The following is a 25895-nucleotide window of genomic DNA, read 5'->3' as shown; positions in this document are numbered from 1 at the left end:
AATATTCGTATGATTGAAAATTTTGTCTTTTACCTTGGACTGGTTATCGTAATTGTACTCGCTATAATGTTGGCAAATAAGCTGCGAATTGCTTATCCCATATTACTGGTAGTAGCCGGTTTGGCGATTAGTTTCGTTCCTGGTATTCCTAAAATAAAAATAGATCCTGAATTAATCTTTATAATTTTCCTGCCACCGTTGCTTTATGAAGCTGCCTTTTCCGTTTCGTGGAAAGAGATATGGCGCATGAGGCGTATTATTACCAGCTTTGCTTTCATCGTGGTTTTTCTTACCGCTTTGTCCGTAGCTTTTGTAGCCAATTCTTATATCCCCGGATTTTCATTGGCTTTAGGATTTGTATTGGGCGGGATTGTTTCACCACCCGATGCAGTAAGTGCCGGAGCTATTCTAAAATTTGTGAAAGTACCCAAAAACTTCTCTACAGTACTGGAAGGTGAAAGTTTATTTAATGATGCTTCCTCACTTATTATCTTCCGTTTTGCAATGGTAGCAGTAGCTACAGGACAATTGATCTGGCAGGATGCCGCTACAAGCTTTGGCTGGATGATTATTGGTGGAATTGGAATAGGGGTCTTACTTGCTTTTATCTTTTTAAAAGTTCACAAGATATTCCCTTCCGATGTCAATATGGATACTATCCTAAGCCTTGTAACACCATATATTATGTACATCGCGGCAGAAGAAGTTCATGCTTCCGGTGTACTGGCTGTAGTTAGTGGAGGTTTATTTCTTTCCGTAAGAAGACATGAATTTTTACGTACCTCCGAATCACGCCTTAGGGGGCTGAATGTATGGGAAAGTTTTGCTTTTCTTATCAATGGTATTGTTTTCCTTATTATAGGTCTGGATTTGCCTGAAATTCAGGAAGGATTACAAAATGAAGGAGTGGAGCTTTCTGAAGCTGTAGGATATGGATTAATAATAACCCTTACCTTGATTATTGTAAGATTCATTGCAGCCTTTGGTGCAGTTATTGTAACCCTTATAGCCCGTAATTTTATTAATGTAGCGGACAGGAATCCGGGATTTAAAGCGCCAATACTTTTTGGCTGGACAGGAATGCGCGGAGTGGTTTCGCTGGCGGCGGCATTATCTATTCCTGTGCAAATGGATAATGGTGAATTGTTTCCGCACAGGAATCTGATACTTTTTATTACGTTTATTGTAATTCTGGTGACACTTATTTTGCAGGGATTAACCTTGCCGGGACTTATTAATGTTTTAAACATTACAGAAAGGGAAGGTGATTATTTATCAAAAGATGAGACAGAAGAATTCTTAAGAAAAGGAATGCGGCATGCCGCTTTTACCTACCTGAATGAAAACTACCAGCATAAGAAAAGTGATAATGAATATTTTCGGAAGATGATGGATCAATGGGAAAAAGAAGACAAGGAAGAATCTTCCCGTAAAATTTCGGATGAAACAAGAGAAATGTATCTCAATGCTTTAGAAGAGCAAAGGATATGGCTAAGAGAAGAAAACCGTAATAATCCGAAAATTGACGAAGAGTATGTAAGGCATTATCTGGTAAAACTGGATCTTGAAGAAGAAAGATTAAAGATTGGTTAAAGTATTTTATAAGTTTAATCGTCTTACTATAATATTGGGCTATTCACAGTCTGTATTAAGATATAGAATATAAATTTCAAAGGCTGCATTATAAGCGGCTGAAAACGACAAAATGAGTTTGATAAAACAGATGGGGCAATTCCCCGATAACGAACGGAGAATGTTCTTCGAGACATTACCTAACTATAAAAATGGGCAGTTTCATAATCTTATTCCTACTCCTGCATTGGCAGAAGGAGAGAAAATGGGTAAAGTATTGTGGACTTTTCTGAAAACAAAATACCCGGATACAAGACCTAAAAAGGCGATTCCCTTTGTGAATACTGATCTGAAGAATCTTGCGCCGGAAGAAAATGTTATGATATGGTTTGGCCATAGTTCTTACTTTATTCAACTGGATGGGAAAAGGTTCCTGGTGGATCCTGTTTTCAGTGGCAATGCTTCGCCTGTACCAGGCTCTGTAAAAGCATTTGAAGGATCCAATCATTATCAGGCAGAAGATATGCCGGTGATAGATGTTCTATTTATCTCCCATGACCATTGGGATCATTTAGATTATAAAACAGTACAGGCTTTAAAATCTAAAGTTAAAACGGTAATCTGCGGACTTGGAGTAGCTCAGCATTTTGAATACTGGGGCTGGGACAGAAACAGAATTATTGAAAAAAACTGGTATGACAGTATTGATCTTGGAGATGGTTTCAATGTAACCCTAACACCAGCAAGACACTTCTCCGGAAGACTGACTAAACGTAATATTTCTTTGTGGACTTCTTTTGTATTACAGACTCCTGCAATGAAATTATTTTTAGGAGGAGACAGTGGTTACGGGCCGCATTTTAAAGATATTGGAGAGAAATTCGGACCTTTTGATCTTGCTATACTGGAATGTGGACAATACGGTGATAAATGGCCATATATCCATACGCTTATGGATGAAATGATGACCGAAGTAAAAGAACTGAAAGCAAAAAGCTTTATTCCGGTACACAATTCCAAGTTTAAACTGGCACAGCACCCATGGTATGAACCATTGGAAAAGGTAACCGCTGCTGCAGAAACGGAAAGTATTCCGGTAGCAACTCCCAGAATAGGAGAGAAGCTGAACCTGAATGAGCTTAATAAAAAATGGGATAAATGGTGGCAGGAGATTATGTAGCCGAAATCTTTATAAATATAATCACGAAGGCACGGGTATTATACCTGTGCCTTCGTGATTTCTAAGTTTTACTGAGTATTGGTTATTCACCAATATGTAAATGAGTGCTGACAGCTATTCTGTTCCATGCGTTGATGGTAATAATTGCCATAATAATCTGAGCTACTTCATTTTTAGTAAAATGTTTTAATGCTTTTTGATAAGTCTCTTCGGATACTCCGTTATTACTTATTAATGTAACTTCTTCAGTCATAGCCAGTACTGCCTGTTCTTCTTCAGTAAACAGGTATGTCGCTTCCCGCCATGCACTTAGTACAAATATACGTTGTTGGGTTTCACCATTTTTGATAGCATCTTTAGTGTGCATATCCAGGCAATACGCACAATTATTAATTTGTGAGGCGCGGATTTTTATTAACTCTTTTAACGTTTTTGATAATTCCGTTTTGGCAGTCGCTGCTTCCAGACCGTACATCGCTTTGTACAATTGTGGCTCTGTCTGAGCAATGTTGATGCGTTTTTCCATTGTTTCCAAGTATTTTGATATTGATGTTACAAAGTTGAAAAATCTGCATCTGAAAAATCTTAAGCTGGTTTAAGAAATCTTTTTAGCCCTTATTTCGCTTAAGTATTCAGGTGTAAGCCCCAGAAAAGAAGCAATCAGATATTGTGGTATCCGCTGTACAAACTGAGGTTGTTGTTCCAGAAAGTGAAGATACATTTCCTCTTTGGAAAATGTGTAGATGTATCTTACCCGCATTTGTGCTGCTGCATAGGAACGCTGATAAACATATCTGAAATAACGCTCCATTACAGGATACTCTTTCAACAGACGTTCCTGATCCTGATGTTCTATGACCAAAACCTCTGAATTTTCAACAGCCTGAATGCTGAAGTCCGTTCTTAGTTGGTGTTCATAAACCATATTATCGGTAAGCCACCAGTTTTCAATAGCAAATTCTGTAGTCTGTTCAGAACCTTTCGAGGTAATATAAAATTTTCTGAGACATCCTTTCAGAACAAAAAAATGATACCTGCAAATTTCACCTGCAGTCATCAGGTCTTCCTTTTTTCGGAATCTTTTAACCCGGAAAAAGGAAGAAATTTTTTTAAATTCCTGATCATCTATTTCAATAAATTTGTCCACATGGGCTCTGAAGATTTGAAACATTTTCCGGATATATTATAAATGAAAATTCTTATTAATGAAACTAAGATACTAAAAAGCAAGGATATCTGAATTTGATTGTTAAATGATTTTTGTCGGGTTATAATATAAATTTTATATTTTTTTATCACTTTATCGGGAATTAATATTTTATTTTTTCGTAATTTTTAAATCTTGGTATCATTATTGTTTTAACAAAACTTTAACAACTATCAGTTTATGAAAAAAAGTTTTAAACTTGCTGGTTTAGTGATGATAAGTGCTATCGTATTGCAGTGTAAAAAGCAAAATGAAACAGTATCATCTACACCCGATCACACCGACACTACATCTACTGTAGTAGATGATCCTAAACAGGAAAAAGATTCTGTTGAGGTTCCGAAAAAAGACACAATTGTAAAAGTTGAAAGACCTACAGTTAGCATTAAAAGTAATTCTGATTATAGCGCATGGCCTATGAAAGGAAATGACTCGCTGAGAAAAGTCTTTCTGAATACTTATAAAGGAGAAGAACTTCACAATATCCTGGCGCTAAACCGTCTGGACAGAAAGAATATGGGACAGGCAGATACATTGATTGTACCTAATAAGCTGGAGTCTAATTTCCTAGCTTATTCACCATTCCCGGAATATGTTGAAGCCATGACTTCAATACCAAAAATTGCTTTTTTCTCTTATCCTATCCAGGCTTATGCTTTATATGAAAACGGAAAACTGGTAAAGTGGGGACCTACAAGTATGGGATCCAAAGCTCACCAAACAACAAGAGGACTGCATTTTACTAACTGGAAAGGCAAAGAGGTTATCAGTACTGTAAGTGATGAATGGAAGCTGAAATGGAACTTTAATATAGCTAATCAGGAAGGTATAGGCTGGCATCAGTATTCAATGCCTGGCTATCCGGCATCGCATTCATGTCTGAGACTTTTGGAAGAAGATGCTAAATGGATGTATGACTGGGGCGATCAATGGGTACTGAATAAAGGCGGAGCAACAGTACGTGCAAAAGGAAATCCGGTTATTGTATACGGTGATTATCCATGGGGACAAAGAAGGCCCTGGAAAAAGCTAATGGATGATCCTAAAGCGAATGATATTTCTGAAGAACAGCTAACCGAAATTGTAACACCGTTTCTTGCGGAAATTAAAAAACAGCAGGACAACAGGGTAAAAGTTCTTGATGAAGTTAAAAAAGAAAAAGAACAGGCGAAGCAACAGCAGGATACTGCAAAGCCTAAAACTACAATATAATTGAAAAAACCGGAGTAATCTCCGGTTTTTTTATGTCCAATAGAATAGTTAGGGTCTGTTTAAATTTTATTGTTAATACTCTTCGACAGGCTCAGAGTGACATTATTCGTCCAATATATCTTCCTTTTAGGAGTGTCAGGCTGAGCCTGTCGAAGTCTAATATTTTTTAATCAAAATTTAAACTGGCCCTTAATATTTTGGAAGATGGTATATGGTATCACCATTTGTAAAGCTTTTGTTTCTTTTGTGGTTCAATCAAAGTAGATAATTGTATCTGAGTTTCCAGCTTCATACTTCTAACTTCGTACTTCTAACTTTATAAAGATTCTTCTTTTTTAACTTCTATACTGTCGGAAGTTTCTTCAGCAAACTTTCTCAGAATTTCCATTTCTTTTTTTGCTAGTTTTTGACCAAACTGTGAGGCCAGCCAGGTCAACAGAATCAATATAATACAGGCTATACTGGCATGAATAGCCCATGGATAATTTTCGGTTTTAATCTGAATTTCAACATAGTATAACGAAATGAAAACCATGAAAAATATTCCGAAAAGAAAATATAAAAACATAAAGAATGTCCATACAGCAGAACTTGGACCGAATATACCTCTTATCTCGGTATGGTCTTCCTGTTCACTGCTTTTTTCTATTCTTATGGCTAGGTAAGGCTTCCAGTAGTTATCGATGTTATTATTCACCCATATACTGGCAACCTCTCTGTTTATTTTTCCGTGAATAAGAGGATTTGCCCGTATCATGTCCAGTAGGTGCTGCTCGTATTCAACCGGAGAGAGTTTTGTACTGAATTTGAACCGGGGTCTGTTTCGTATACTATTGAGTGTGGCTTCTTCCATAATTTTAATTTTCCTGGTATGGTATAGGGTCTTCCAGTGCGAAACTGAAACTAAGTGTCTCACTATTTCTGGTAACTGTTATTTTAATAACCTTAAACTCTTCGGATTTGAATAATTCATTGAGCTGTTCCAGTGTATAGCTGCCAGCAGGTTTACCATTTACCGTTACTAATTTATCATTTTTTCTTAATCCGGCTTTATAAGCAGGGGAATCTTCTCTGCATCCCGCAATAGAATAAGAAGGTTTGAGTACAAATCTATACTGAAAACTATCACCTAGATTAATTTCCGTTCCTTCTCTGGGTGAGTCTTTACTTTTGGTGGTAGGTATAGAAACCAGATCTTTATCCCATATCATACCATCATGACGAAGATCCAGGCCACTCATGTTAAAATGAAAAGGGTCGTTATAATTTCTGTTTTTCTTCAGGTATATTTTAGAATTCGGATAATCGAAAAAAACAGTAAACCGTCTTAGTATTTCCCCACCTATTGAACCTTTTCTGTCCGGAACAAGCTTCAGATGCTGAATTGAAAATTCATCGGGCATAGCAGTTAAAGGTTTATCAAAACTGAATTCACCTATGGAAAATTTTCTGATCCGGCTTCTTTTTCCAAAAATATCACCATTAAAGCCTCTGCCCAGATAGTCATCAATATTGGGTCTGTTGTAAACGAAATTTTTAATCAGGCTCGGGAATATCCATACAGGATCGCCATTTCCCAGGTCTATGAGAAGCTTAGAAGGTTTGGGTATTGTAGTCATCTGGATATCTGCCATAATATATGGTTTTTCTCCTTCTAAAGTGATATTGAAAGGAGATGCTTTCCTGGCTGCTTTTTCAAAATCCTTCTGATTGGAAAATACAGTAATTTTCTTTTTGAGATAATCAATTTTAACAGGATAGTCTTTAAAAAATTCTGATCCGATAATACCATTGACAGGAATACCGATATGAGAAGAAAAGTTGAATTCTTCGTTCAGTATCAGGTATATTGTATGCTCCTTGTCTGTGAGATCCTTTCCGAAGCTAAGAATGTTTTTCTGGGAAAGAACACCTTCTATTTCTGCAGAACCGCCTAATCCCGTGAATTTCATTTTTGAAACGTCATTGAGACTAAGATCCTTGTCCTGAGTACTGAATATAATAGTATTGCTGACACCCGAATCGAGCAGGAAAGTTAGGTTTACACCATTAAGCTGTACTGGGATAAAGATGAGACTATTGATTAACTGAAACGGTATAACAGCTTTTGTAGCTTTTCCAAATTCCATTTTATTCTGGCCTTTAGAAAAAGCAGTTATAAAGATTAGTAAAATAATAACAAAGCGTTTCATGTTATGTGAAGTTAATAAAAAAATGCTTTGCTTACACAAAACATTTTCCTGCTATCCGACTAATCTTTATGATTTACATTTTTCTCTAATCTGCGGTCTGGTATAATCCATATAATGGCAACGACATAATAAAAGAAAAGTGCCAGATATGACTGATAAAATGAACTGGCAATTCCTAAAATATATAGTATTATGGATGCTTTTTCTTTATAACTGCTGCCAATAGCTTTTGCATATGGAGAGTCTTTTCCTTCCTGTTTCAGTATTTGATAGGAAAGTATCGTATAGCCTATAGCGACAAGTATCAGGAGGATGCCGTAGGTAATGGTTGTGTTTTTATCAAAGTGGTGTTCTCCCATCCAGGCAGTAGCAAATGGCATAAGGGATAGCCAAAATAGAAAAAACAGATTACTCCACATAATTCTGCCATTAGTACAGGTACAATAATGCAACATATGGTGGTGATTGTTCCAGTAGATACCAACATAGATAAAGCTGAGGATATAACAGATAAATTTAGGCAGTAAACTGTATAAAGCAGACCAGCTAGTGGTGTCAGGAACTTTTAGCTCCAGAACCATAATCGTTATAATAATGGCAATAACGCCGTCACTAAACGCTTCTAAACGCGATGTTTTCATAATCCTGATTATAGTTTTATATATTTATAATTGTATTACAGCATTCCTTCTGAACAGGATAATAAAAATAAAAAACTCCCGGAATATTCCGGGAGTTTTTTTATAAGTTTTAGTATACTATATCTTAGTATCTGTAGTAATCTGGTTTGAAAGGTCCATCTACAGTTACACCGATATATTTAGCCTGCTCTTCAGAAAGTGTTTCAAGCTCTACACCTAATTTTTTAAGGTGAAGTGCAGCTACCTTTTCATCTAAGTGCTTAGGTAAAGTATATACTTTGTTTTCATATTTGTCAGAATGTACCCAAAGTTCAATCTGAGCTAATGTCTGGTTAGAGAAAGAGTTAGACATTACAAATGAAGGGTGGCCAGTAGCACAACCAAGGTTTACCAAACGTCCTTCAGCAAGGATAATGATATCATTGCCATTAACGTTGTATTTATCAACCTGAGGTTTGATCTCTACTTTAGTAGCACCGTGGTTTTTGTTTAACCATGCCATATCGATTTCGTTATCGAAGTGACCGATGTTACATACGATAGTTTTATCTTTCATTTTTTCGAAATGCTCACCTCTTACAATACCGAAGTTACCAGTAGTTGTAATAATGATATCAGCATTGTCTACAACTGTATCCAGTTGTTTTACTTCGTAACCTTCCATTGCAGCCTGTAATGCACAGATTGGATCAATTTCAGTTACAGTAACGATAGAACCTGCACCTCTGAAAGAAGCTGCAGTACCTTTACCTACATCTCCAAAACCACAAACTACAACACGCTTACCAGCAAGCATAACGTCTGTTGCTCTTCTGATAGCATCTACTGCAGATTCACGACATCCGTATTTGTTATCGAATTTAGATTTGGTAACTGAATCATTTACGTTGATTGCAGGCATTACTAATGTACCATTCTGCATTCTTTCGTATAATCTGTGAACTCCTGTAGTTGTTTCTTCAGAAAGTCCTTTGATGTCTTTTGTTAATTCAGGGTATTTGTCGAAAACCATATTGGTAAGGTCACCACCATCATCAAGGATCATGTTTAGTGGCTGTCTGTCTTCTCCGAAGAAAAGAGTCTGTTCGATACACCAGTCGAATTCCTCTTCGTTCATACCTTTCCATGCATATACAGGGATACCGGCAGCAGCAATAGCAGCAGCAGCATGATCCTGAGTAGAGAAGATATTACAAGAAGACCATGTAACGTCAGCTCCAAGAGCAACTAAAGTCTCGATAAGAACAGCTGTCTGGATCGTCATGTGAAGACATCCTGCGATACGAGCACCTTTTAAAGGCTGCTGTGGACCATATTCTTCACGGATAGCCATAAGACCTGGCATCTCTGCCTCAGCTAGTTCTATCTCTTTTCTTCCCCATTCAGCAAGAGAAATATCCTTAACTTTGTAAGGAACGTATTGTGTTTTAGTTTCCATTAATTTGAATTAATATATTTTTGCAAATTTACAATCTATAATCCTATTAGCAAAATATGCCGTTGTACCAGAATTTCTCCGATAATAAAGCCGTTGTATGGGTATGGAAGTATGATGAGAGTGAAGAACTGAACCCACAGGAACTTCTGGAGCCCGAAAATTATGAGAAAGTTACCCATTATCATCCTAAAAAAATAGCAGAAGTGCTGATGGTCCGCAAAATGCTGAAGCAGCTTTTACCAGAGCATAAAATACTGTATAAAGAGAATGGAGAACCTTATCTGATGCCTGCTGATAAAGAAATATCAATAAGTCATTCTTTCCCTCTAGCAGCTATTGCTATTTCAGATAAAAAAGTAGGAATAGATCTGGAAATGGTAAAGGATAAAATTGTGAAAATAAAGCACAAATTTACCCTTAACGAATCTTCTTTTATAGTACCTGAAGAGGAAAAAGAATATCTCACTGCCATTTGGTGTGTAAAAGAATCTCTTTACAAGTTGCATCACTCCAAATTCTGGTCCCTGAAAAAGAATTATGAAGTTGAAGCTTTTCAGTTACACTATCTGGATAATGTAAAGTGTAAGGTGTATGATGATACTTTCTCCGATTACTTTTGGGCCCAACTGAAGAGATTTGATGATTTCTTTTTCTCCATAGTTGTGGAATCCTGATTCCGAAGGAATCTTTCAATCACTTTTACCTGTTCTTCCGTTACGTTATTGATAAGAGCTAGAAGCTCGTTCATGCTTTTTAGCTCTGTTAATCTGCTTATTTTTTCCGGATTGGAAATAAAAGGAACTTCTTTTTCCATAATCTCACGACGGCGTTTTTCCAGTAAGGTTTCTATTTTGTCGGAAGGCTCCTGATAATCTTCGAATTCTTTCAGACTATCTTCAGTAATACCTTCTACATTTAACAGAAGCTGCATTTTGGTGAATTCCAGCATAATCTTCTTCCTCCAGTTTTTCAGATCCACTTCAGAGAAAGTATCGTTTTTCTGAGCATACATAGAAAGCGAAGCAATATATGCTGTGAGAAGATGGCTGGTATTGACAAACTGGTGAATGCGTTTTATTCTTAAATGCTGCTGGAATTTAGGATCAGACAGCATTCTCTGGAAGTTATCTGAAAGATTGGCCAATGCAATGATTGCATCTTTTCTGGTTTCCTTGAAATCCTGAGTAATATTAACATTTTTCTCAGTAATCATTTCACAGACAATTTTAAAGTAAGCTTTGTTGCCATTAATAGCGTCGATAACATAGGATTTATTCTGTGTTCTTTCCCATACCGGAAATACAAAATAAGAAACCAAAAAGCTGATAGCCCCACCAATAAGCGTATCGATAATACGGTCTGCAAAGATTATCTGAAAGTTTCCTGGTGAAAGGAAATTAAAGGACATAAATACATAGATTGTCATAAAGAAAATAGCAGTCATGTATTTATGCTTAAGGAAAGTATAGCACAATACCATACTAACCAAAAGGATAATAAAGAGTACAGTTGTATTACTGATATAGTATAAAATAGCAAAACTGAGCGTAGCACCAGCCAGTGTTCCGCCAAGCCTTAGCAAATTTCGGGATTTAGTAATGCTGAATGCAGGTTTTTGTATTGCCAGTATTGTGATTAGAATCCAATAGGAATGCCCGATTTGTACGAATGTTACCAACGAAACAATATAACCGATGAGCAATGCAATGGTTATACGCAAGGCGTGTCTGAAGTGGGCTGATTTTAAAGACAAGTTAAATTTCAGCAGCTTCAGATTGATCTTTTCAGTCTTAGGTGCAAATTTTTCAAAGTCCAGACCAAAAGATAAACTCTTTGCCAGCTTCTCGTCATAGCCCGATGCACGGTATACAGTTTTCACCTTTTTGGTAATTTCACTAAGGTTCATCAGAATCTGACGAAGCATCATAAAGTCCTGAAAGTTCTCATGATTCATTTCTGTATTACGAAGATCATAATACAGCTGATAACATTTCATAAGCTCCTTGTCGAGATTGGCAATAGGAAAAGCTTTCTGATTAGCCTGTACTGCTATACCAATATTGATAAGTTCAGATGAAATAATTTCAATATAGCGATGAATAGAAGGGAGAATATTTTTATCGTCAAACTTTTCATGCATGGTTTTATAATCCTGCTGAGAAGTAAGTATCTGCTCAAAAAGATCTATACTCTCCAGAAACATCAGCATGATGATACGGCTGGTAGTCGTGGATTCGTTAACATATGTCCGGGTAGTAAACAGTATTTCACGCAGATCCTCATGATGTTCTTTCAATTTGATCTGTGAAGACATCATTTCATGAAAAAGTGCATCAAAATCAGGCTTTGTTCGGTAAAATTTAGATTTTATCCGGATAAAATTCCCCAGTTCTATAAAGTTTTCTCCCAGGATTTGCTTTACAAGTATATAAGGCTGAATCTTAGATAGTATAAAAAACAGAAGAAAAGCCCATAAGCCTCCCAAAGTTAGTGTAACCGATGTCTGAATAACTTTTCCACCGCCAAAATGCCCATCGATAAGAATTGCAAATACCACAAGGGTTAATGATCCCATTGCGGAAAGCCGGGTACCATAAATACCGATAAGGGAGAAGAACATCCCAAAGAGGATAATTTCTCCGGCAACAATAACGGGGTATTGGTAGGTAAGCCCAATAGCCAGTGATACGATGAAAAAACATACAATCCCGATAATAAAAGTATTCCGGCGTCTTACAAAAGGGCCGGGTTGATCCATATTTGTCATCAGCATGGTACCAAGCGGGAAAGCAAAGTATTCAGCCAGAATACCATAGTAGGCCATAATAATGCAGGGAACTACTACTGCAAAGGTCATTCTGATGCCATAATAGATATACTGGCTGGTCATGAATTTTTTCAATTCGGCGATTCGGTTCATTTTGCAAATTTAGCAAAGCTGGTATAAGAATGAAAGCGATTATGACGGGGTAATATGATTTTTTTGTTAAATCATCTTCAATTAAATTTATTGCTTCCTGTTAATTCTTGATGTTCATTACCCCATGTGCCTAATTCTTTTATAATATTATGAAGCTTATAGCCTATAGGAGTCATTTCATATTCTACCCGTGCAGGCACTTCAGCATATACAAACTTTTGAATTATTTTATGCTTAACCAGCTTTTTCAATTCCAGTGCTAGCATTCTTTCTGTAATATTGGGAAGGCATTGTTTTAGCTCACTAAAACGTAGTTTTCCGTTTATGAGGTAACAGCAAATGGCGAGTGTCCACTGTCCGCCAATAATATTAACTGCATATACTTCCTGACATTCTTCAGCCAGGGCTTTTTTATTGGCAAAATTTGTTGAAGTGTCTTTAATTTTTGTCATCACTTACATTTTTTATAGGACCTTACAATGGGTGTACAATATAGTGAATTAAGGGTTTTGTAAATACTTTTGTTCAATATAATTCTAGTTTTAATATGAAAAAAGAAGAAAAGACATTAGTGATTCTGGTTCATCCTGATATCGAAAAATCAGTAATTAATAAACGATGGATAGAAGAGCTGCAAAAATACCCTGATCAATACGATATTCATGATTTATATAAAGCTTATCCGGATGAGAAGTTAAACATTGAAAGGGAACAGATGCTTATAGAAGACTATGATAAAATTGTTTTTCAATTTCCGTTTTATTGGTTTAGTGCTCCGCCTTTATTGAAGAAATGGTTAGACGATGTATTGGTATACGGTTGGGCTTATGGCAGTAAAAGCGGGTATAAATTTGCAGAGAAGAAGGTTGCCTTGGCAATCAGCGTAGGAATTGATGAAGAAGAATATTCTAAAGCGGGTATTTACAGTTATACACTTAAAGAACTGACAACACCATTTGAACTTACTTTTAAATATATTAAAGCTGATTATAAACCATTATATGCATATTATGGGATTGAGCGGAATGCATCACCGGAATGGATTGAAAAAAGCATTCCGACTTATATTGAATTTTTAGAAAAAATGTAGGCTTATACAAACAATACTTTTGCTTTGATTGCCCAATATTTTATTTCTTTTTTATAATTTTGAGCCCATGAATACTGAACAGTTATACGCTATTTACAAAACTTGTAATAAGGTTGTAATAGATTCCAGAAAAATTGAAAAAGGAGATTTGTTTTTTGCTTTTTCGGGTGAAAGTTTTGATGCGGCAACACAAGCTGAAAAGGCTATAAATAAAGGCGCTATAGCTGTAGTAATTGAAAATCCTGATTTTAATAATCCGGAAAATAATATTTTCAGCTTTCCGTCTACACTTCAGACCTTACAGGATCTGGCAAAAGAACACCGTAAAAATCTAAATATTCCAATTATAGGTTTAACGGGAAGTAATGGTAAAACAACAACTAAAGAGCTTATTCATGCTGTTTTAGTTCAGAAATATAATGTTCAGTATACACAGGGAAACCTGAATAATCATATTGGAGTTCCTTTAACACTTTTATCTATTCAGCCAGTACATGAAATGGCTGTAGTGGAAATGGGAGCCAACCATCAAAAAGAAATTGAGCTACTTTGCAGTATTGCTCAACCGGATTATGGCTATATCACCAACTTTGGTAAAGCACATTTAGAAGGTTTCGGAGGTTTTGAAGGCGTAATTAAAGGTAAATCGGAGTTATACGATTACCTAAAAGCCAATGATAAAACTATTCTGGTTAATCAGGCAGATGCTATACAGGAAGAAAAGACAGCTGCTTACAGTAAAAAAATAACTTTTGGCATTGATGTTTCCGATTACCAGTTTCAGATGTTTACAGAAAACAACAGGATTGGTATTTTATTTAATAACCAGAAAGCACTTTCTCAATTAACAGGAGAGTATAATTTCAATAATATCTGTGCGGCAATTTCTTTGGGCAAATATTTCGGAGTAGAAGACACAGCAGTGAAAACAGCTATAGAGACTTATGCACCAACGAATATGCGCTCCCAGATCGTAGAAAGAGAAGGAAAAACATTGGTATTAGATACTTACAATGCTAATCCAAGCAGCATGGAAGTTTCACTCAGAAATTTCAGTCAGTATAAAGGTACCAAAACTATTATTATAGGGGATATGTTGGAGCTTGGCGATGAAAGCAGGGGAGAACACGAAAGAATTCTTGCCCTGGCGGAAAGCTTAAATTTTGACAGTATTATCACTGTAGGTCCCAAGTTTAAAGAAGTTAATGCTTCCGAGCTGGCTTTTGAAACTACAGCTCTTACCGGAGATTATCTGAAACAAAACCCTGTTCTTACTCAGAACATATTGCTTAAAGGTTCCCGTGGGATAGCTTTGGAAAGACTAATTGAGCTTTTATAAAAGAAATTACAGATAATAAATAAAGGGCAATGAATATTCATTGCCCTTTATTTATTACTTATTGTTATTCCCAATCCAGTGCTTCATCCAATATCAGACGGATATTCTGAAATGTATTTGGGAAAACTTCTGTTTTAATATCACTTTGTGGTTTCCATTCCGCTTTGGTAATGCCTTCTATTTCCTGTGGTAATGGCTGCTGATTGCCTTGGTGACGCATTTTGTACCAATGTGTGATCTTTAAAATCTTGCTGCCATCTCTTTCTGTATACATGTGATAGGTAGAACTCAGGAATTTTTCCAGAGAAAGATCTGTAATAGAACATTCCTCTTCAACCTCTCTCAAAGCTGTTAAATCTTTAGATTCTCCTTTTTCCATTTTTCCTTTCGGAAGATCCCATCTGGACATGCGGTAGATAAAAAGAACTTCATCTTTTGTGTTCAGTACAACACCACCGGCAGCTTCGATGTTTCTGAATGTGGCAGAAAAAGTATTCCAAACCTCTTCTACATTTTCAGCATAAATATTGACAGAAGGAGTTGAAGTGTTCTCTAACAGGTCTATAGCAATACTAAAAGTATTGACATCCACAAATTCTAAATTTTTATCAATTTGCTGAATAGCATTTGTGAAGGATAATTTTCGTTCATTGATAAAAACTTTATACATTTGTTAGGGTTTATAATTAAGTACAAAAATATAAAAATAATGAATTTAGAAGGTAGAAAAGTTGTCGTAAATAAATCGGTTGCTGAATTAAAAGAAATGCTGCAAAAGCCGGAGGACTATAAAGCGCTAATGCCAGACAGTCTTAAAACTTTTGAAGTAAAAGAAGGTGGCTTTAACTTTGAGTTAAGTGGTCTTCCTAAGATTGGTCTTAAGATTCAGGAGGTTACAGACCAAGGTGTAGTATTGGCTTCAGCAAGTTCTTCTTTGGATTTTGCATTAAGAGGGGTGATGAATCCGGTAAATGATACCCAGACTGAGGTACAATTATTATTCGAAGGAAAATTCAATCCGTTTCTTAAAATGATGGTTGAAAAACCACTTCAAAACTTCATCAACTCATTAACCGACAAGATCGAAAGCTTATAAATATAAATTTTCTATCAGAAAGTATAAACCGGAAGAAGTTTCTTTCGGTTTTTTTATTTAATACCTTGGCAAGGCTATTTAATCCAAAAAAGAAGGATGTTTCGGATTTGTAGCCCAATGTCTTGATTTGAAAATAAAAGAAAGTACTAAGCAATAATTCCGCTGCTGTGATCTTTTGCTGCTCCTGTCGCAGATGCCAGGACATTGTTTTCACCCAATATCCTTAAAAGCCCCATAAAAGCGAATATCAGCGCTTCTTTGAATTCTATGGTCTGTTGGTTCGGAATGATTAATTGAGTTGAAGTTAAAGCTTGTAAAGACTCTATAAAGAAACGATTGTAAACACCACCACCGGTAACCAGAATATTTTTGAGTTGTTTCTGATTTAATACAGCTGCTACTTGTTCCGCAGAATGATGGGTTAATGTAGCCAGAGCAGTTTCAACAGAGACATTTTGCAGCAAAGGTGTAATTTCAGCATTTACCCATTCTATGCCTAGTGATTTTGGTGCAGGCTGTTTATAAAATGATAAGGCATTAAGCTTTTGGAGAAGAACCTCATCAATAGCTGTGTTTCTGGCAATATCTCCGTTTCGGTCATATTCCTGTCCCAGTTTATTGCACAAAGTATTTAAAACGGCATTAAGCGGAGAAATATCAAATGCTATTCTCTTACCTGCTTCATCGTAAGAGATATTGGTGAACCCACCTAAATTTAGACAGGCTGAATACTCTGAAAATAATAAATGATCACCAATCGGCACTAATGGAGCGCCATTTCCGCCCATCAGAACATCCTGAGAACGAAAATCGTATACCGTAGTTTTACTGGTGATATGTTTTATAGCCCTTGCATCGCCAATCTGAAGGGTAAAATGTCTTTGTGGTTGATGAAAAATAGTATGCCCATGGGAAGCAATTACATCAAGCTTCTCTATTTTATTTTCCTGAACGAAGTTTTGTGTACATTCTGCTAAATAAAAGCCATATTCAGAATGCAGTGCCAGAAGATCTTCTGATGATAAATTTACAGCAGACCTTAGCTTTTCTTTCCATACAGAAGAGTAGGGTAATGTAGAGCTTTTAAGTATTTTGAAGTCCCATTGCGGATTTTTAGTAAACCGAACATAGCAGATGTCCAGTCCATCCAGACTGGTACCGGACATAAGACCTATGCAGTGGTAATCCTTCATTTATTTTTTCATATCCGGCATCGTTTCGGAGTTTGCTTCTCCGAAGCTGCTGTATAAGCTGTATTGACTAAAATCGTCTTTAGCTTTCATACCGTGAGAACCAATCAGTATGTTTCCGTCTTTATCGGTAATGAATACTGTATCTTTAGTATACATTTTTTTATTTTTCTTATCCCAATAGATACTCTGCATTTTGAAAGTCTGTCCCTCCGGATTGATGATTTTCACATCACCTTTTGCAAAATAAAAATCCTTTTTTTCTATCATTTTGGCATAGTTTGCCCATAGTTTGCCAGGAGTTTTTGGTTTCTTATGATCTATAAACTCTATGTAAAGACCTTTTCTGGTTTCTACATAAGGGGTATCAAGAAATTCATACTTTTCGATTAGTGGCGCATTGAATCTCATAGAAATACGCCCGGAATCACGTTGAATGATTTTGGCATTGTAAAAGACCTGTGCCGGGAAATTTGTTTTCTTTTTTCCACCAGCTTTACTCTGGTCTTCCTCACAAGATACAAGCAGAAAAAAAATAGCCAAAGGAAATACTCCGGCTAAATTTTTAAAAAATATCTTATGTAAGATGTTCATCTTAGTTGTATAAGTTTTTAATGAACCAACGGTCTGCAAAATTAAATCCAATTTTGAAGTTGATAAATCCTTGCTGTACAAGATTATTTTGAACAGTTCCTCTCTTACCTAATTCTACAGCAAAATCTATACTGCTGAATGAATTAATAGAAGGTTTGATAGGGAAATTAGCACCAAGACTTAATCCGTAACCATTGATGTCTTTACCATTAATGTTAAGTCCTCCTTTTTCATAGAACGCTCCATATCTGTAAATCACACGAGAAAAATAACTTCTGAAGTCATTTGCGTTCGGGATAAACCATCCACCGGCAGATACTTTATAACCATCTTTGTACTCGAAAGGATTTCCAAGGAAATTAATGGTTCTTCCTTTTGTGTAATCTACCTGAGCAGAAGCAAACCATCTCGCGTCTCTACCATAACCAATACCAGCTGTAAATATCTGAGGAATTAGGTTTTTAGACTTACTTACGTTTTGGTCTATAATATTTACATTCTGTCTGTTTTCACCAGTGTAGAAATATGTACTATTGGTATATGTAGATTCCATTGTACCTCCGTTTCCGAACTGATAAGTCGCACCGGCTGTAATTTTATGATCAGTACTTGTTTTATGCTGATAAGCGGCACCTAAAGTGAAGTTGAAACTTTTTACTTTATTGGTAGTCTGATAACCATTAATAAGTTCGGCATTTTTAAAAGTAACTTCTTCGATATCGGATACCTTACCGAAATAGAAGTTAGTTCTTAAACCTAAACCTAAACCAGGTATAACCTGATAAGATAAAGCCGCCTCTACTGTACTGATTGTTCCTTCACCTTTAAAGAAATTAGCCTGCTGATTACCTTCATTTCCTATATCTTTAGTTGTTAAGATATTGTAGGTTTTGGAGCTGTATGGCTGGTAGCCCAGACCAAATTTAACTTTAGAAGATAATGGAACTGCTATCGATATATTAGAAAGATAGTTAGAGTGTTTAGTCTTACTATAATTATTATAATCGGATTTATAGAAGCTGTTCTCATTAGTAACCTGACCTCTTAAAGAAGTAAGCTCTAAATTGAAATTGGCTGCCGGGTTGCCGAAGTTAAATGAGTTGGTGAAATCTGAGATATATGCTGCAGAAATACCACCCATAGCAGATATATTGAGGTCATTATTATATTTAACATCTCCAAGCCCAAATACTGCATACGGAGAATTTCCGATAGACTGAGCACTAAGAGTTGTTCCTAATGCGACTAAAGCGAAAACAAAGATTTTGTTCATGTACGATTTGCTTAACAAAGCGCAAATATCATAATAAATAATGAAAGCTAAAAATTATTTACCCCTTAAAATAAGTTAAATAATGTGAAAAAGCTAAAGGCTTATGCCAGTTTCTACTACAATTTATTGCTTTAGCAGTATAATTTGATACTTCATTTGTTGCTTTTGCCTTTCATTTAGGTTTGTGTTTTGTTATTACGGTGCTTATCTTTGTGCTATGCACTGGAATGAAATTGTCGGGCAGAATGCCATAAAGAAAATGCTTCAGGATTCGGTAACAGAAGGCCGTATCAGTCACGCCCAATTATTTGTCGGGAAAGAAGGATACGGAGGATTACCACTGGTTTTAGCTTATGTAAAAGAGATTCTTGGCAAAGAAAATTCATCTGCCGGACACAAGGTAGAAAACCTTAACCATATCGATCTTCATTTTAGTTTCCCAAGTTATACAGAAGGAGGAAAAGCTCTAAGCAAGAATTTTCTGCAGGAATGGAGAAACATGATTTTGGAAAATCCTTATTCCAGTGACGATGACTGGATTATGCGTCTGGATTCTGAAAAAAAGCAAATGATCATTTCAGTTCATGAAGTGGAAGAAATTATTGACAAGTTTAAGCTTAAAAGTTTTGAAGGTGGCTATAAAGTCTTAGTAATGACCAAGATTGAAAAGATGAATGATCAGGCGGCCAATAAGTTTCTGAAATTTCTGGAAGAACCACCTGAAAAAACTATTATTTTGCTTCTGGCAGAAAGTATAGATTTCGTCTTACCTACAATCTTATCGCGTTGCCAGCTGGTCAATGTTCCCAAACTACCGCCTGCCGACTTAGAAAATGCTTTGACAGAGCAATTTAATATTTCTGAGGATAATGCCAGAGCTTTGGCTTTTCAGGCACAGGGAGATTGGAATCTCGCCATGAAATTAATGTCTGATAATGCTGCAAATGAAGAATTTGAGGCCCTTTTTATCCAGTGGGTTCGAAATGCATTTCAGGCTAAAACAAAACCAGGCGTTATAAAAGATCTTATCTTATGGGCTCGTGAAATTTCTTCATGGAGCAGAGAGAAACAGAAAAAATTCCTGGACTATTGTGCAGAAATATTCCGCTTGGCATTATTACACAATTATGCTGCAGACGATCTGGTATACAAATCATTAAATAAAAATGGATTTAAATGGGAAGGTTTTTCCCGCTTTATCCATGGTGCTAACATTGAATCTATTCTGGAAGAATTATCAGAAGCAAATCTTCACCTGCACCGAAACGGAAATGCTAAGATTATATGGACAGATATGGGAATCAAATTAACCCGTTATATCCATAGGTCGGCAAGTTAACTGCTATATGAAGCTGATTAACCTGTTCAAGTTTTAAATAGAAAATACCTCAGGTACTTGAGATTATTAATCTAAAGTACCTGAGGTGAACTATTATAATGTCTTACCGAGCTGAATTTATAGTAAGCCTGACGAAGTCTAATATTATTTTGAATTAAAATTTAAACAGGCTCTAAGAAATACAAATGTATTACATCCTTTTTCTTCTCATATAAATAAAGGTAATAATAACAACCAGTGCCATAACACCTAAAGTTACGTAGTAACCACTTTTATGGTGAAGTTCCGGCATAACATCGAAGTTCATTCCGTATACTCCGGCAATAAAAGTAATGGGTAGAAAGTAGATAGAGTACATGGAAAGGATCTTCATCGCTTCATTGTTTTTCTGATCACTGATCGCCAGGAACATACCGATAAGGTTAGTTACCTGCTGGTTCAGATGTTCAAAATCGGCAATAGCATCTTTCTGTTTGTCTACAAGGTCCATTACTTCTACATGTTCCAGCGGAAGTTTATTGAAATTCTGAACCCAGTCAGACGAAATATTCAGAATACGGAGATTCAGTCCTGTTTTACGTTTTAGTTTATACAGACGCTTAATCTGATTGGTATGAGATGTTTTCTTCAAAAATATTTCAGACTCAATTTTATCAAGAAGCTCCAGAAGGTTTTCACTTTCTGCATCAAAAGTTTTAATAACCTTGTGTGCCAATCTTAGTGCAATTCTTTCCACAGTAATCAAATCCGGAGTTTTACTGCTGTCCAGTTCATTTTTAGTTTTTATTACACTGCTGGTACTAAGTCTGTGAACAGTAATAATGGTCTGGCCTATAATAAATATGCCCAGTTTGGTGCTTACATCACTAATGGAATTTAGATTTATCCGCTCCAGTTCTGTATTCTCCCTTGTCAGAAAGAATTTAACATGATCTGCCTCCTCATATTTTGGAAGGTGATTCGGATCTACTGTATCCTGAAGTAAGAGTTTATTAATTTCATATCTGTTTTGCAGAAAGTTTAAATCTTCCTCTGTAGGCGATTCTACATCTATCCATTCGCAGTTATGATTGTGAAATAAAGTTTTGATAGGCATGAGACAAATGTAATATAAAATTTCTTTCGATGTATTACTATCAGCTATTTTGTGAGTCAAATTTACCTTCATAACCAACATGTCCACAGATATTTAAAACTAAATATTACTATGTAAAGAATAAAGTGCTATTTTTGCCGAACTTTTTAAATGAATGCAATTTTTAGGGCCATAATGTTTGTTCCAAAATTGTATAAGACCCTATAAATAAAAAAAGAAACATGAAGAAAAGTGTCATAAAAGGCTTTGGTTATTATGTGCCGGAAAAAGTTGTGACAAACGACGATCTGGCTAAATTAATGAGCACAAACGACGAGTGGATTACCGAAAGAACGGGTATAAAACAACGTCATTACCGTAAAAATATAAATGATGCTGAAGAGACGACTGCTTATTTAGGTTTGCAGGCATCAAAGAAAGCTATCGAAAGCGCAGGGCTTACCGCCAAAGATATTGATTACATCGTATTTGCAACACTTTCTCCGGATTATTATTTTCCGGGGTGCGGAGTATTGTTACAGGAAATGCTGGGATGCGATACTATTGGTGCATTAGATGTAAGGAATCAATGTTCCGGTTTTGTCTATGCAATGAGTGTTGCCGATGCTTTTATTAAAGTGGGGCAGTATAAAAATATTTTAGTGGTTGGTGCAGAGATTCATTCCTTTGGATTAGACTTCACCGATCGCGGAAGAGGTGTATCTGTAATCTTTGGTGATGGGGCCGGTGCTATTGTACTATCTGCATCAGAAGATGACAGCGTACAGGGAATTCTTGCAACGAATATGCACTCTGAAGGAAAGTATGCTGATGAACTTTGTACAAAATTCCCGGGAACAAAATACGGATGGAGTGTACGTTTGAAAAACGAACCTGATGCTATTCCGGATGAAGAAATTTACCCGCACATGAATGGTAATTTTGTATTTAAGCATGCTGTTACACGTTTCCCGGAAACTATTCATGAAGCACTGGAGAAAGCTGGTAAAAAAGTAGAAGACCTCGATCTTCTTATCCCACACCAGGCGAATAAGCGTATTGCACAATATGTACAGCAGCAACTCGGACTTCCGGACGAGAAAGTAATGGTGAATATTGAGAAATACGGAAATACAACTGCAGCTTCTATTCCTATCGCACTAAGTGAAGCCATTGAAGAAGGAAGAATGAAAAGAGGTGACCTTGTATGTCTTTCCGCTTTTGGTAGTGGATTTACATGGGGTAGTGTTTTATTCGAATACTAAGCTTACAGAAAGTATAAAATATATAAGGACTCTGCCATTAAAAATGGCAGAGTTTTTTTATATTCTGAAAATCTGCTATTTTCGTTTTATCAACTAATAACATATGACTAAAACTATTATTCACTTTTTTCTTTTCATTCTAACTTTATCGGGATTAAGCCTGCAAGCTCAGAAAAGAATATTATACAATATTCAGGTAACTTATCCTGATGGCTTAAAAAAGAATTCCACCGTATATCTGGACATTAATAATGATAAAGCTGATTTTTATGAGGCCAGGTTTATAACACCGGGACAAAAGCCTTCTGGTCTGGTACAGGCTATAGAAAGAAAAAGTGGTACATCTGAAAATACAATTCTGGTACAGGATTTTAAACTCAATAGTTTCAGAATCAAAACAACCGATATTTTGGATTGGAAGCTCACGAATGATTATAAAACTGTAGAGAAATACAAATTACAGAAAGCAACGGCATCATTCGGAGGGAGAAATTGGAATGTTTGGTTTTGTAATGAAATTCCGCTTGCAGAAGGGCCTTATAAATTTAACGGATTACCAGGGTTGGTCTTTGAAGCAGAAGATACAGATGGGGTATTTAAATATTCATTGATGAAAATTGAAAATCTGTCCAAATCCTCGGTACAGCCAACATTAAATGTTAAAAATGCAGTTAATATTACCTGGGAAAAATATAATAAGTTATTATCTGACTTTTATGAAAATCCTTACCAAAAAGAAAGGGAATCTGCTCAGAAAGGTAATGAAATTGTTTATGAAGATAAAGAAATGAAAGTACAGGATTTTACCAAAATGACCAAAGATTTTCAGGCGATGATCCGAAAGAATCTGCCTCCTTATGTTGAAGCTGACAAAAACTTTCTGCTTAATAAAACTAATTAACATCGAAAAGCTTAAAAAGCTTATCATTTTTAGAGACATAGTTTTTTTTCAGTTAAAAATCCAGTATTTTAGTCGTTTAAAATCTGAGAATGAAAAGTAAAACTAAGAAACCGATACTCATTTTATTAACGTCGTTAGCCATTGCTAACTTTTCTGCACAGGAAAAATTAACCCAATATATTGATCCACTGATCGGAACAGGAGGACACGGCCATACGTATCCGGGGGCATCACTTCCTTTTTCCATGGTCCAGCTAAGTCCGGATAACGGGCGTGGCGATTGGGATTGGGTGAGTGGTTATCATTATACATCCGATTATATAGCGGGGTTTAGCCATATGCACCTTTCCGGAACCGGAATTGGTGACTGGCTGGATATAGCTGTAATGCCCTTATTAAAACCTGTAGAACAGTCTGTAGTAGATACACGTACATTCTATTCACATAAAAATGAAAAAGCTGCCGCCGGATTATATCAGGTAAAGTTGGATAACGGAATAACAGCAAAACTGACATCTACAGAAAGAGTAGGATATCACCAGTATACATTCCCGGCAGGAACAACTGAACCAACTATCCGTCTGGATCTGCATCATGCTTTTAACTGGGATAAGCCAACAGATACCAAGTTAACTATTGTAGATAATAATACCATTATTGGACAACGATTCTCTAAAGGCTGGGCGCAAAACCAGAGAGTTTTTTTTGCTTTAAAAACATCTAAACCGATCAAAGAAATTTTGCTGAACGGTAAGAAATCTAAAGACAAAGAAATTTCATCTAAGGAAACAGGTGTAAATGCACAGTTAGTTTTTAATCCTTCGGATGCAGTAGAAATAAAAGTAGCACTTTCTACAACCAGTGCTGATAAAGCTTTGGCAGCACTAAATGAAATTCCGAACTGGAATTTTGATCAGGTAGCAGCTAACGCAGATAAAGTATGGGAAAATGAAGTTTCCAAAATTAAAATCGAAGCTAAAAGCAAATCTCTGAAACGTATTTTCTATTCTGCTTTGTATCATACAGCCCTGACGCCGACTTTGTATTCGGATAAAGACGGAGAATATGGCAATTATAAAAATGAAATAAAGAAAATGTCGAACGGTGAACAACGCTATACATTGTATTCTTTATGGGATACTTTCCGTGCTGAACATCCTTTGTTAACAATTACACAACCGGAAAAATATACCTCTCTTATCAATAGTATGCTTGCTTTCTATGATGAATATGGTCTGCTTCCGGTATGGGATTTAAGTACAAACGAAACCAATACAATGACGGGATATCATGCTATTCCTGTATTGGCAGACGCGATACTGAAAGACATTCCGGGAATTGATAAAGAAAAAGCATACAAAGCAATGCTGGCGAGCGCTTTCCAGAAAGTAAGAGAAGTACCAGCATATAATGAATATGGTTATGTTCCTCAGGATATAGGAGGAGGTAGCGTAACCAAAACATTGGAATATACCTTCGATGATTATGCAATTTCTTTAGTCGCTAAGAAATTAGGTAAAACAAAAGACTTTGAAACTTTTAGTAAAAGAGCAAAAAATTACCAGAAGCTTTTCGATCCTAAAACCGGATTTATGAGAGCCAGATACAAAGATGGTAAGTTTGTAGAGCCTTTTGATCCTTTTTATTCCGAACACGAATTCGATAAGAGCCAATATATTGAAGGTACTGCATGGCAGCATTCCTTCTTTGTGCCTCATGATGTAAGAGGGCTTGCAAAACTATTCCCGGCTAAAAACGGACTGAGTAAAATGCTGGATGCTCTTTTTGTAGCACCTTCTGTAATGCATGGAGATTTTACCTCTCCGGATGCTAGCGGATTTATTGGACAGTATGCTCATGGTAACGAACCAAGCCATCACATAGCTTACATGTACAGCTATATTGGTGAGGCATGGAAAACACAGGAACGCATCCGACAGATTATAGATACCATGTACAGTGATAAACCGGATGGATATGCGGGTAACGAAGATGCAGGACAAATGAGTGCCTGGGCAGTATGGTCTATTATGGGATTATATCCTGCAAATCCGGTAACCGGGGAATATGTTTTTGGAAGTCCTTCGCTAGATAAAGCTGAAATCAAAATGCCTAACGGTAAAGCCTTTACAATTGAAGCTAAAAATAACTCGCAGACGAATATCTATATCCAGTCGGTAACCTTAAATGGTAAACCATACGATAAAGTATATATTACCCATGACGAAATGCTGAAAGGTGGTAATCTAATCTTTAATATGGGAGCAACACCTAATAAGAACTTTGGAAAGGATCCTAAGAGCTGGCCGAAGTCTATGGAAAACTAGAAGACAAGAATTTACATAATAAAGAATGCAGCCCCAAAAAGCTG

Annotated in this window: 24 protein-coding genes; 11 read left to right on the top strand and 13 right to left on the bottom strand. The window is 36.3% G+C overall.

Features of this window, described 5'->3' with window-relative positions; translation table 11 throughout:
- The first annotated feature begins 9 nt into the window (after nucleotides 1-9).
- Both ATE49_RS06645 and ATE49_RS06640 read left to right on the top strand, forming a co-directional pair.
- Complete coding sequence (locus tag ATE49_RS06645; RefSeq protein WP_059155648.1) at nucleotides 10-1593, top strand: Na+/H+ antiporter; 1584 nt, start codon at nucleotides 10-12, stop codon at nucleotides 1591-1593.
- A 112-nt stretch (nucleotides 1594-1705) separates the two neighbouring features.
- Complete coding sequence (locus tag ATE49_RS06640; RefSeq protein WP_065081525.1) at nucleotides 1706-2752, top strand: MBL fold metallo-hydrolase; 1047 nt, start codon at nucleotides 1706-1708, stop codon at nucleotides 2750-2752.
- Between the two features lie 82 nt (nucleotides 2753-2834).
- On the opposite strand, the gene ATE49_RS06635 is transcribed toward ATE49_RS06640, so the two are convergent.
- Both ATE49_RS06635 and ATE49_RS06630 read right to left on the bottom strand, forming a co-directional pair.
- Nucleotides 2835-3278, bottom strand: a complete 444-nt coding sequence (locus tag ATE49_RS06635) for a carboxymuconolactone decarboxylase family protein (RefSeq protein WP_059155650.1) — start codon at nucleotides 3276-3278, stop codon at nucleotides 2835-2837.
- Nucleotides 3279-3347: 69 nt separating this feature from the next.
- The gene (locus ATE49_RS06630; RefSeq protein ID WP_065081524.1) at nucleotides 3348-3923 is read right to left on the bottom strand and encodes a Crp/Fnr family transcriptional regulator; all 576 of its coding nucleotides are present in this window, start codon (nucleotides 3921-3923) and stop codon (nucleotides 3348-3350) included.
- 216 nt (nucleotides 3924-4139) lie between these two features.
- Here ATE49_RS06630 and ATE49_RS06625 point away from each other — a divergent pair, with 216 nt between their 5' ends.
- Nucleotides 4140-5171, top strand: a complete 1032-nt coding sequence (locus ATE49_RS06625; protein WP_065081523.1) for a L,D-transpeptidase — start codon at nucleotides 4140-4142, stop codon at nucleotides 5169-5171.
- Between the two features lie 316 nt (nucleotides 5172-5487).
- Here ATE49_RS06625 and ATE49_RS06620 read toward each other — a convergent pair whose 3' ends face one another.
- The 4 genes from ATE49_RS06620 to ahcY form a co-directional block, all read right to left on the bottom strand.
- Nucleotides 5488-6024: a hypothetical protein gene (locus ATE49_RS06620; protein WP_059155653.1), complete on the bottom strand. Its 537-nt coding sequence runs from the start codon at nucleotides 6022-6024 to the stop codon at nucleotides 5488-5490.
- A 4-nt stretch (nucleotides 6025-6028) separates the two neighbouring features.
- Entirely contained in the window at nucleotides 6029-7363 is a 1335-nt protein-coding gene (locus ATE49_RS06615; RefSeq protein WP_065081522.1) for a retropepsin-like aspartic protease, read from the bottom strand.
- A gap of 59 nt (nucleotides 7364-7422) precedes the next feature.
- Nucleotides 7423-8004, bottom strand: coding sequence for a TMEM175 family protein (locus ATE49_RS06610; RefSeq protein ID WP_059155655.1), 582 nt, complete (start codon nucleotides 8002-8004; stop codon nucleotides 7423-7425).
- A 124-nt stretch (nucleotides 8005-8128) separates the two neighbouring features.
- Entirely contained in the window at nucleotides 8129-9442 is a 1314-nt protein-coding gene (gene ahcY, locus ATE49_RS06605; protein WP_009084409.1) for an adenosylhomocysteinase, read from the bottom strand.
- 56 nt (nucleotides 9443-9498) lie between these two features.
- Between ahcY and ATE49_RS06600 the strand changes: the two genes are divergently transcribed.
- Nucleotides 9499-10116 (top strand): 4'-phosphopantetheinyl transferase family protein, encoded by a 618-nt coding sequence (locus ATE49_RS06600; RefSeq protein WP_065081521.1) that lies wholly within the window; start codon nucleotides 9499-9501, stop codon nucleotides 10114-10116.
- Here the strand turns inward: ATE49_RS06600 and ATE49_RS06595 are convergent.
- Both ATE49_RS06595 and ATE49_RS06590 read right to left on the bottom strand, forming a co-directional pair.
- Nucleotides 10053-12362: an FUSC family protein gene (locus tag ATE49_RS06595; RefSeq protein ID WP_065081520.1), complete on the bottom strand. Its 2310-nt coding sequence runs from the start codon at nucleotides 12360-12362 to the stop codon at nucleotides 10053-10055. The genes ATE49_RS06600 and ATE49_RS06595 overlap by 64 nt on opposite strands.
- Before the next feature lie 77 nt (nucleotides 12363-12439).
- Nucleotides 12440-12814, bottom strand: coding sequence for a winged helix-turn-helix transcriptional regulator (locus ATE49_RS06590; protein ID WP_065081519.1), 375 nt, complete (start codon nucleotides 12812-12814; stop codon nucleotides 12440-12442).
- A 95-nt stretch (nucleotides 12815-12909) separates the two neighbouring features.
- On the opposite strand from ATE49_RS06590, the gene ATE49_RS06585 reads away from it, so the two are divergent.
- Together ATE49_RS06585 and ATE49_RS06580 are read left to right on the top strand one after the other, a co-directional pair.
- Nucleotides 12910-13452: an NAD(P)H-dependent oxidoreductase gene (locus tag ATE49_RS06585; RefSeq protein ID WP_065081518.1), complete on the top strand. Its 543-nt coding sequence runs from the start codon at nucleotides 12910-12912 to the stop codon at nucleotides 13450-13452.
- 67 nt (nucleotides 13453-13519) lie between these two features.
- Nucleotides 13520-14791, top strand: a complete 1272-nt coding sequence (locus tag ATE49_RS06580; RefSeq protein ID WP_065081517.1) for a UDP-N-acetylmuramoyl-tripeptide--D-alanyl-D-alanine ligase — start codon at nucleotides 13520-13522, stop codon at nucleotides 14789-14791.
- A gap of 64 nt (nucleotides 14792-14855) precedes the next feature.
- On the opposite strand, the gene ATE49_RS06575 is transcribed toward ATE49_RS06580, so the two are convergent.
- Nucleotides 14856-15461, bottom strand: coding sequence for an NUDIX hydrolase (locus tag ATE49_RS06575; protein WP_065081516.1), 606 nt, complete (start codon nucleotides 15459-15461; stop codon nucleotides 14856-14858).
- A gap of 39 nt (nucleotides 15462-15500) precedes the next feature.
- On the opposite strand from ATE49_RS06575, the gene ATE49_RS06570 reads away from it, so the two are divergent.
- Nucleotides 15501-15887, top strand: a complete 387-nt coding sequence (locus tag ATE49_RS06570; RefSeq protein WP_059155829.1) for an SRPBCC family protein — start codon at nucleotides 15501-15503, stop codon at nucleotides 15885-15887.
- A 146-nt stretch (nucleotides 15888-16033) separates the two neighbouring features.
- On the opposite strand, the gene ATE49_RS06565 is transcribed toward ATE49_RS06570, so the two are convergent.
- From ATE49_RS06565 to ATE49_RS06555, 3 genes are read right to left on the bottom strand one after another with little or no spacing between them, the layout of a single operon-like run.
- On the bottom strand, nucleotides 16034-17080 hold the full coding sequence (locus ATE49_RS06565; RefSeq protein WP_065081515.1) for an anhydro-N-acetylmuramic acid kinase: 1047 nt from the start codon (nucleotides 17078-17080) through the stop codon (nucleotides 16034-16036).
- Entirely contained in the window at nucleotides 17081-17671 is a 591-nt protein-coding gene (lptC, locus tag ATE49_RS06560) for an LPS export ABC transporter periplasmic protein LptC (protein ID WP_065081604.1), read from the bottom strand. It lies immediately after the preceding gene.
- Nucleotide 17672: 1 nt separating this feature from the next.
- Nucleotides 17673-18944, bottom strand: coding sequence for a hypothetical protein (locus ATE49_RS06555; RefSeq protein WP_065081514.1), 1272 nt, complete (start codon nucleotides 18942-18944; stop codon nucleotides 17673-17675).
- A 217-nt stretch (nucleotides 18945-19161) separates the two neighbouring features.
- Between ATE49_RS06555 and ATE49_RS06550 the strand changes: the two genes are divergently transcribed.
- Nucleotides 19162-20283 carry a DNA polymerase III subunit gene (locus ATE49_RS06550; protein ID WP_065081513.1) on the top strand — a complete coding sequence of 374 codons (1122 nt, stop codon included), beginning with the start codon at nucleotides 19162-19164 and terminating at the stop codon, nucleotides 20281-20283.
- 190 nt (nucleotides 20284-20473) lie between these two features.
- Here ATE49_RS06550 and ATE49_RS06545 read toward each other — a convergent pair whose 3' ends face one another.
- A complete protein-coding gene (locus tag ATE49_RS06545; RefSeq protein WP_059155665.1) occupies nucleotides 20474-21379 on the bottom strand; it encodes a magnesium transporter CorA family protein in 906 nt (301 codons plus the stop codon).
- A gap of 221 nt (nucleotides 21380-21600) precedes the next feature.
- Here ATE49_RS06545 and ATE49_RS06540 point away from each other — a divergent pair, with 221 nt between their 5' ends.
- The 3 genes from ATE49_RS06540 (at nucleotide 21601) to ATE49_RS06530 (ending at nucleotide 25851) form a co-directional block, all read left to right on the top strand.
- Nucleotides 21601-22623 (top strand): 3-oxoacyl-ACP synthase III family protein, encoded by a 1023-nt coding sequence (locus ATE49_RS06540; RefSeq protein ID WP_045179734.1) that lies wholly within the window; start codon nucleotides 21601-21603, stop codon nucleotides 22621-22623.
- 103 nt (nucleotides 22624-22726) lie between these two features.
- Nucleotides 22727-23524: a GLPGLI family protein gene (locus tag ATE49_RS06535; RefSeq protein WP_065081512.1), complete on the top strand. Its 798-nt coding sequence runs from the start codon at nucleotides 22727-22729 to the stop codon at nucleotides 23522-23524.
- Between the two features lie 89 nt (nucleotides 23525-23613).
- Nucleotides 23614-25851 carry a GH92 family glycosyl hydrolase gene (locus ATE49_RS06530; RefSeq protein ID WP_065081511.1) on the top strand — a complete coding sequence of 746 codons (2238 nt, stop codon included), beginning with the start codon at nucleotides 23614-23616 and terminating at the stop codon, nucleotides 25849-25851.
- The last annotated feature ends 44 nt before the right edge of the window (nucleotides 25852-25895 follow it).

This window comes from Elizabethkingia miricola, from assembly GCF_001675285.1.
Taxonomy (GTDB): domain Bacteria; phylum Bacteroidota; class Bacteroidia; order Flavobacteriales; family Weeksellaceae; genus Elizabethkingia; species Elizabethkingia miricola.
The sequence above is the reverse complement of the archived record's forward strand: the minus strand, read 5'-3'. Positions and strand labels throughout refer to the sequence as shown.

What these genes read in the sequence shown, in the direction of transcription:
- ATE49_RS06645 (WP_059155648.1), top strand. Translation starts at nt 10, where the DNA reads ATGATTGAAAATTTTGTCTTTTACCTTGGACTGGTTATCGTAATTGTA.
- ATE49_RS06640 (WP_065081525.1), top strand. Translation starts at nt 1,706, where the DNA reads ATGAGTTTGATAAAACAGATGGGGCAATTCCCCGATAACGAACGGAGA.
- ATE49_RS06635 (WP_059155650.1), bottom strand. Translation starts at nt 3,278, where the DNA reads ATGGAAAAACGCATCAACATTGCTCAGACAGAGCCACAATTGTACAAA.
- ATE49_RS06630 (WP_065081524.1), bottom strand. Translation starts at nt 3,923, where the DNA reads ATGTTTCAAATCTTCAGAGCCCATGTGGACAAATTTATTGAAATAGAT.
- ATE49_RS06625 (WP_065081523.1), top strand. Translation starts at nt 4,140, where the DNA reads ATGAAAAAAAGTTTTAAACTTGCTGGTTTAGTGATGATAAGTGCTATC.
- ATE49_RS06620 (WP_059155653.1), bottom strand. Translation starts at nt 6,024, where the DNA reads ATGGAAGAAGCCACACTCAATAGTATACGAAACAGACCCCGGTTCAAA.
- ATE49_RS06615 (WP_065081522.1), bottom strand. Translation starts at nt 7,363, where the DNA reads ATGAAACGCTTTGTTATTATTTTACTAATCTTTATAACTGCTTTTTCT.
- ATE49_RS06610 (WP_059155655.1), bottom strand. Translation starts at nt 8,004, where the DNA reads ATGAAAACATCGCGTTTAGAAGCGTTTAGTGACGGCGTTATTGCCATT.
- ahcY (WP_009084409.1), bottom strand. Translation starts at nt 9,442, where the DNA reads ATGGAAACTAAAACACAATACGTTCCTTACAAAGTTAAGGATATTTCT.
- ATE49_RS06600 (WP_065081521.1), top strand. Translation starts at nt 9,499, where the DNA reads ATGCCGTTGTACCAGAATTTCTCCGATAATAAAGCCGTTGTATGGGTA.
- ATE49_RS06595 (WP_065081520.1), bottom strand. Translation starts at nt 12,362, where the DNA reads ATGAACCGAATCGCCGAATTGAAAAAATTCATGACCAGCCAGTATATC.
- ATE49_RS06590 (WP_065081519.1), bottom strand. Translation starts at nt 12,814, where the DNA reads ATGACAAAAATTAAAGACACTTCAACAAATTTTGCCAATAAAAAAGCC.
- ATE49_RS06585 (WP_065081518.1), top strand. Translation starts at nt 12,910, where the DNA reads ATGAAAAAAGAAGAAAAGACATTAGTGATTCTGGTTCATCCTGATATC.
- ATE49_RS06580 (WP_065081517.1), top strand. Translation starts at nt 13,520, where the DNA reads ATGAATACTGAACAGTTATACGCTATTTACAAAACTTGTAATAAGGTT.
- ATE49_RS06575 (WP_065081516.1), bottom strand. Translation starts at nt 15,461, where the DNA reads ATGTATAAAGTTTTTATCAATGAACGAAAATTATCCTTCACAAATGCT.
- ATE49_RS06570 (WP_059155829.1), top strand. Translation starts at nt 15,501, where the DNA reads ATGAATTTAGAAGGTAGAAAAGTTGTCGTAAATAAATCGGTTGCTGAA.
- ATE49_RS06565 (WP_065081515.1), bottom strand. Translation starts at nt 17,080, where the DNA reads ATGAAGGATTACCACTGCATAGGTCTTATGTCCGGTACCAGTCTGGAT.
- lptC (WP_065081604.1), bottom strand. Translation starts at nt 17,671, where the DNA reads ATGAACATCTTACATAAGATATTTTTTAAAAATTTAGCCGGAGTATTT.
- ATE49_RS06555 (WP_065081514.1), bottom strand. Translation starts at nt 18,944, where the DNA reads ATGAACAAAATCTTTGTTTTCGCTTTAGTCGCATTAGGAACAACTCTT.
- ATE49_RS06550 (WP_065081513.1), top strand. Translation starts at nt 19,162, where the DNA reads ATGCACTGGAATGAAATTGTCGGGCAGAATGCCATAAAGAAAATGCTT.
- ATE49_RS06545 (WP_059155665.1), bottom strand. Translation starts at nt 21,379, where the DNA reads ATGCCTATCAAAACTTTATTTCACAATCATAACTGCGAATGGATAGAT.
- ATE49_RS06540 (WP_045179734.1), top strand. Translation starts at nt 21,601, where the DNA reads ATGAAGAAAAGTGTCATAAAAGGCTTTGGTTATTATGTGCCGGAAAAA.
- ATE49_RS06535 (WP_065081512.1), top strand. Translation starts at nt 22,727, where the DNA reads ATGACTAAAACTATTATTCACTTTTTTCTTTTCATTCTAACTTTATCG.
- ATE49_RS06530 (WP_065081511.1), top strand. Translation starts at nt 23,614, where the DNA reads ATGAAAAGTAAAACTAAGAAACCGATACTCATTTTATTAACGTCGTTA.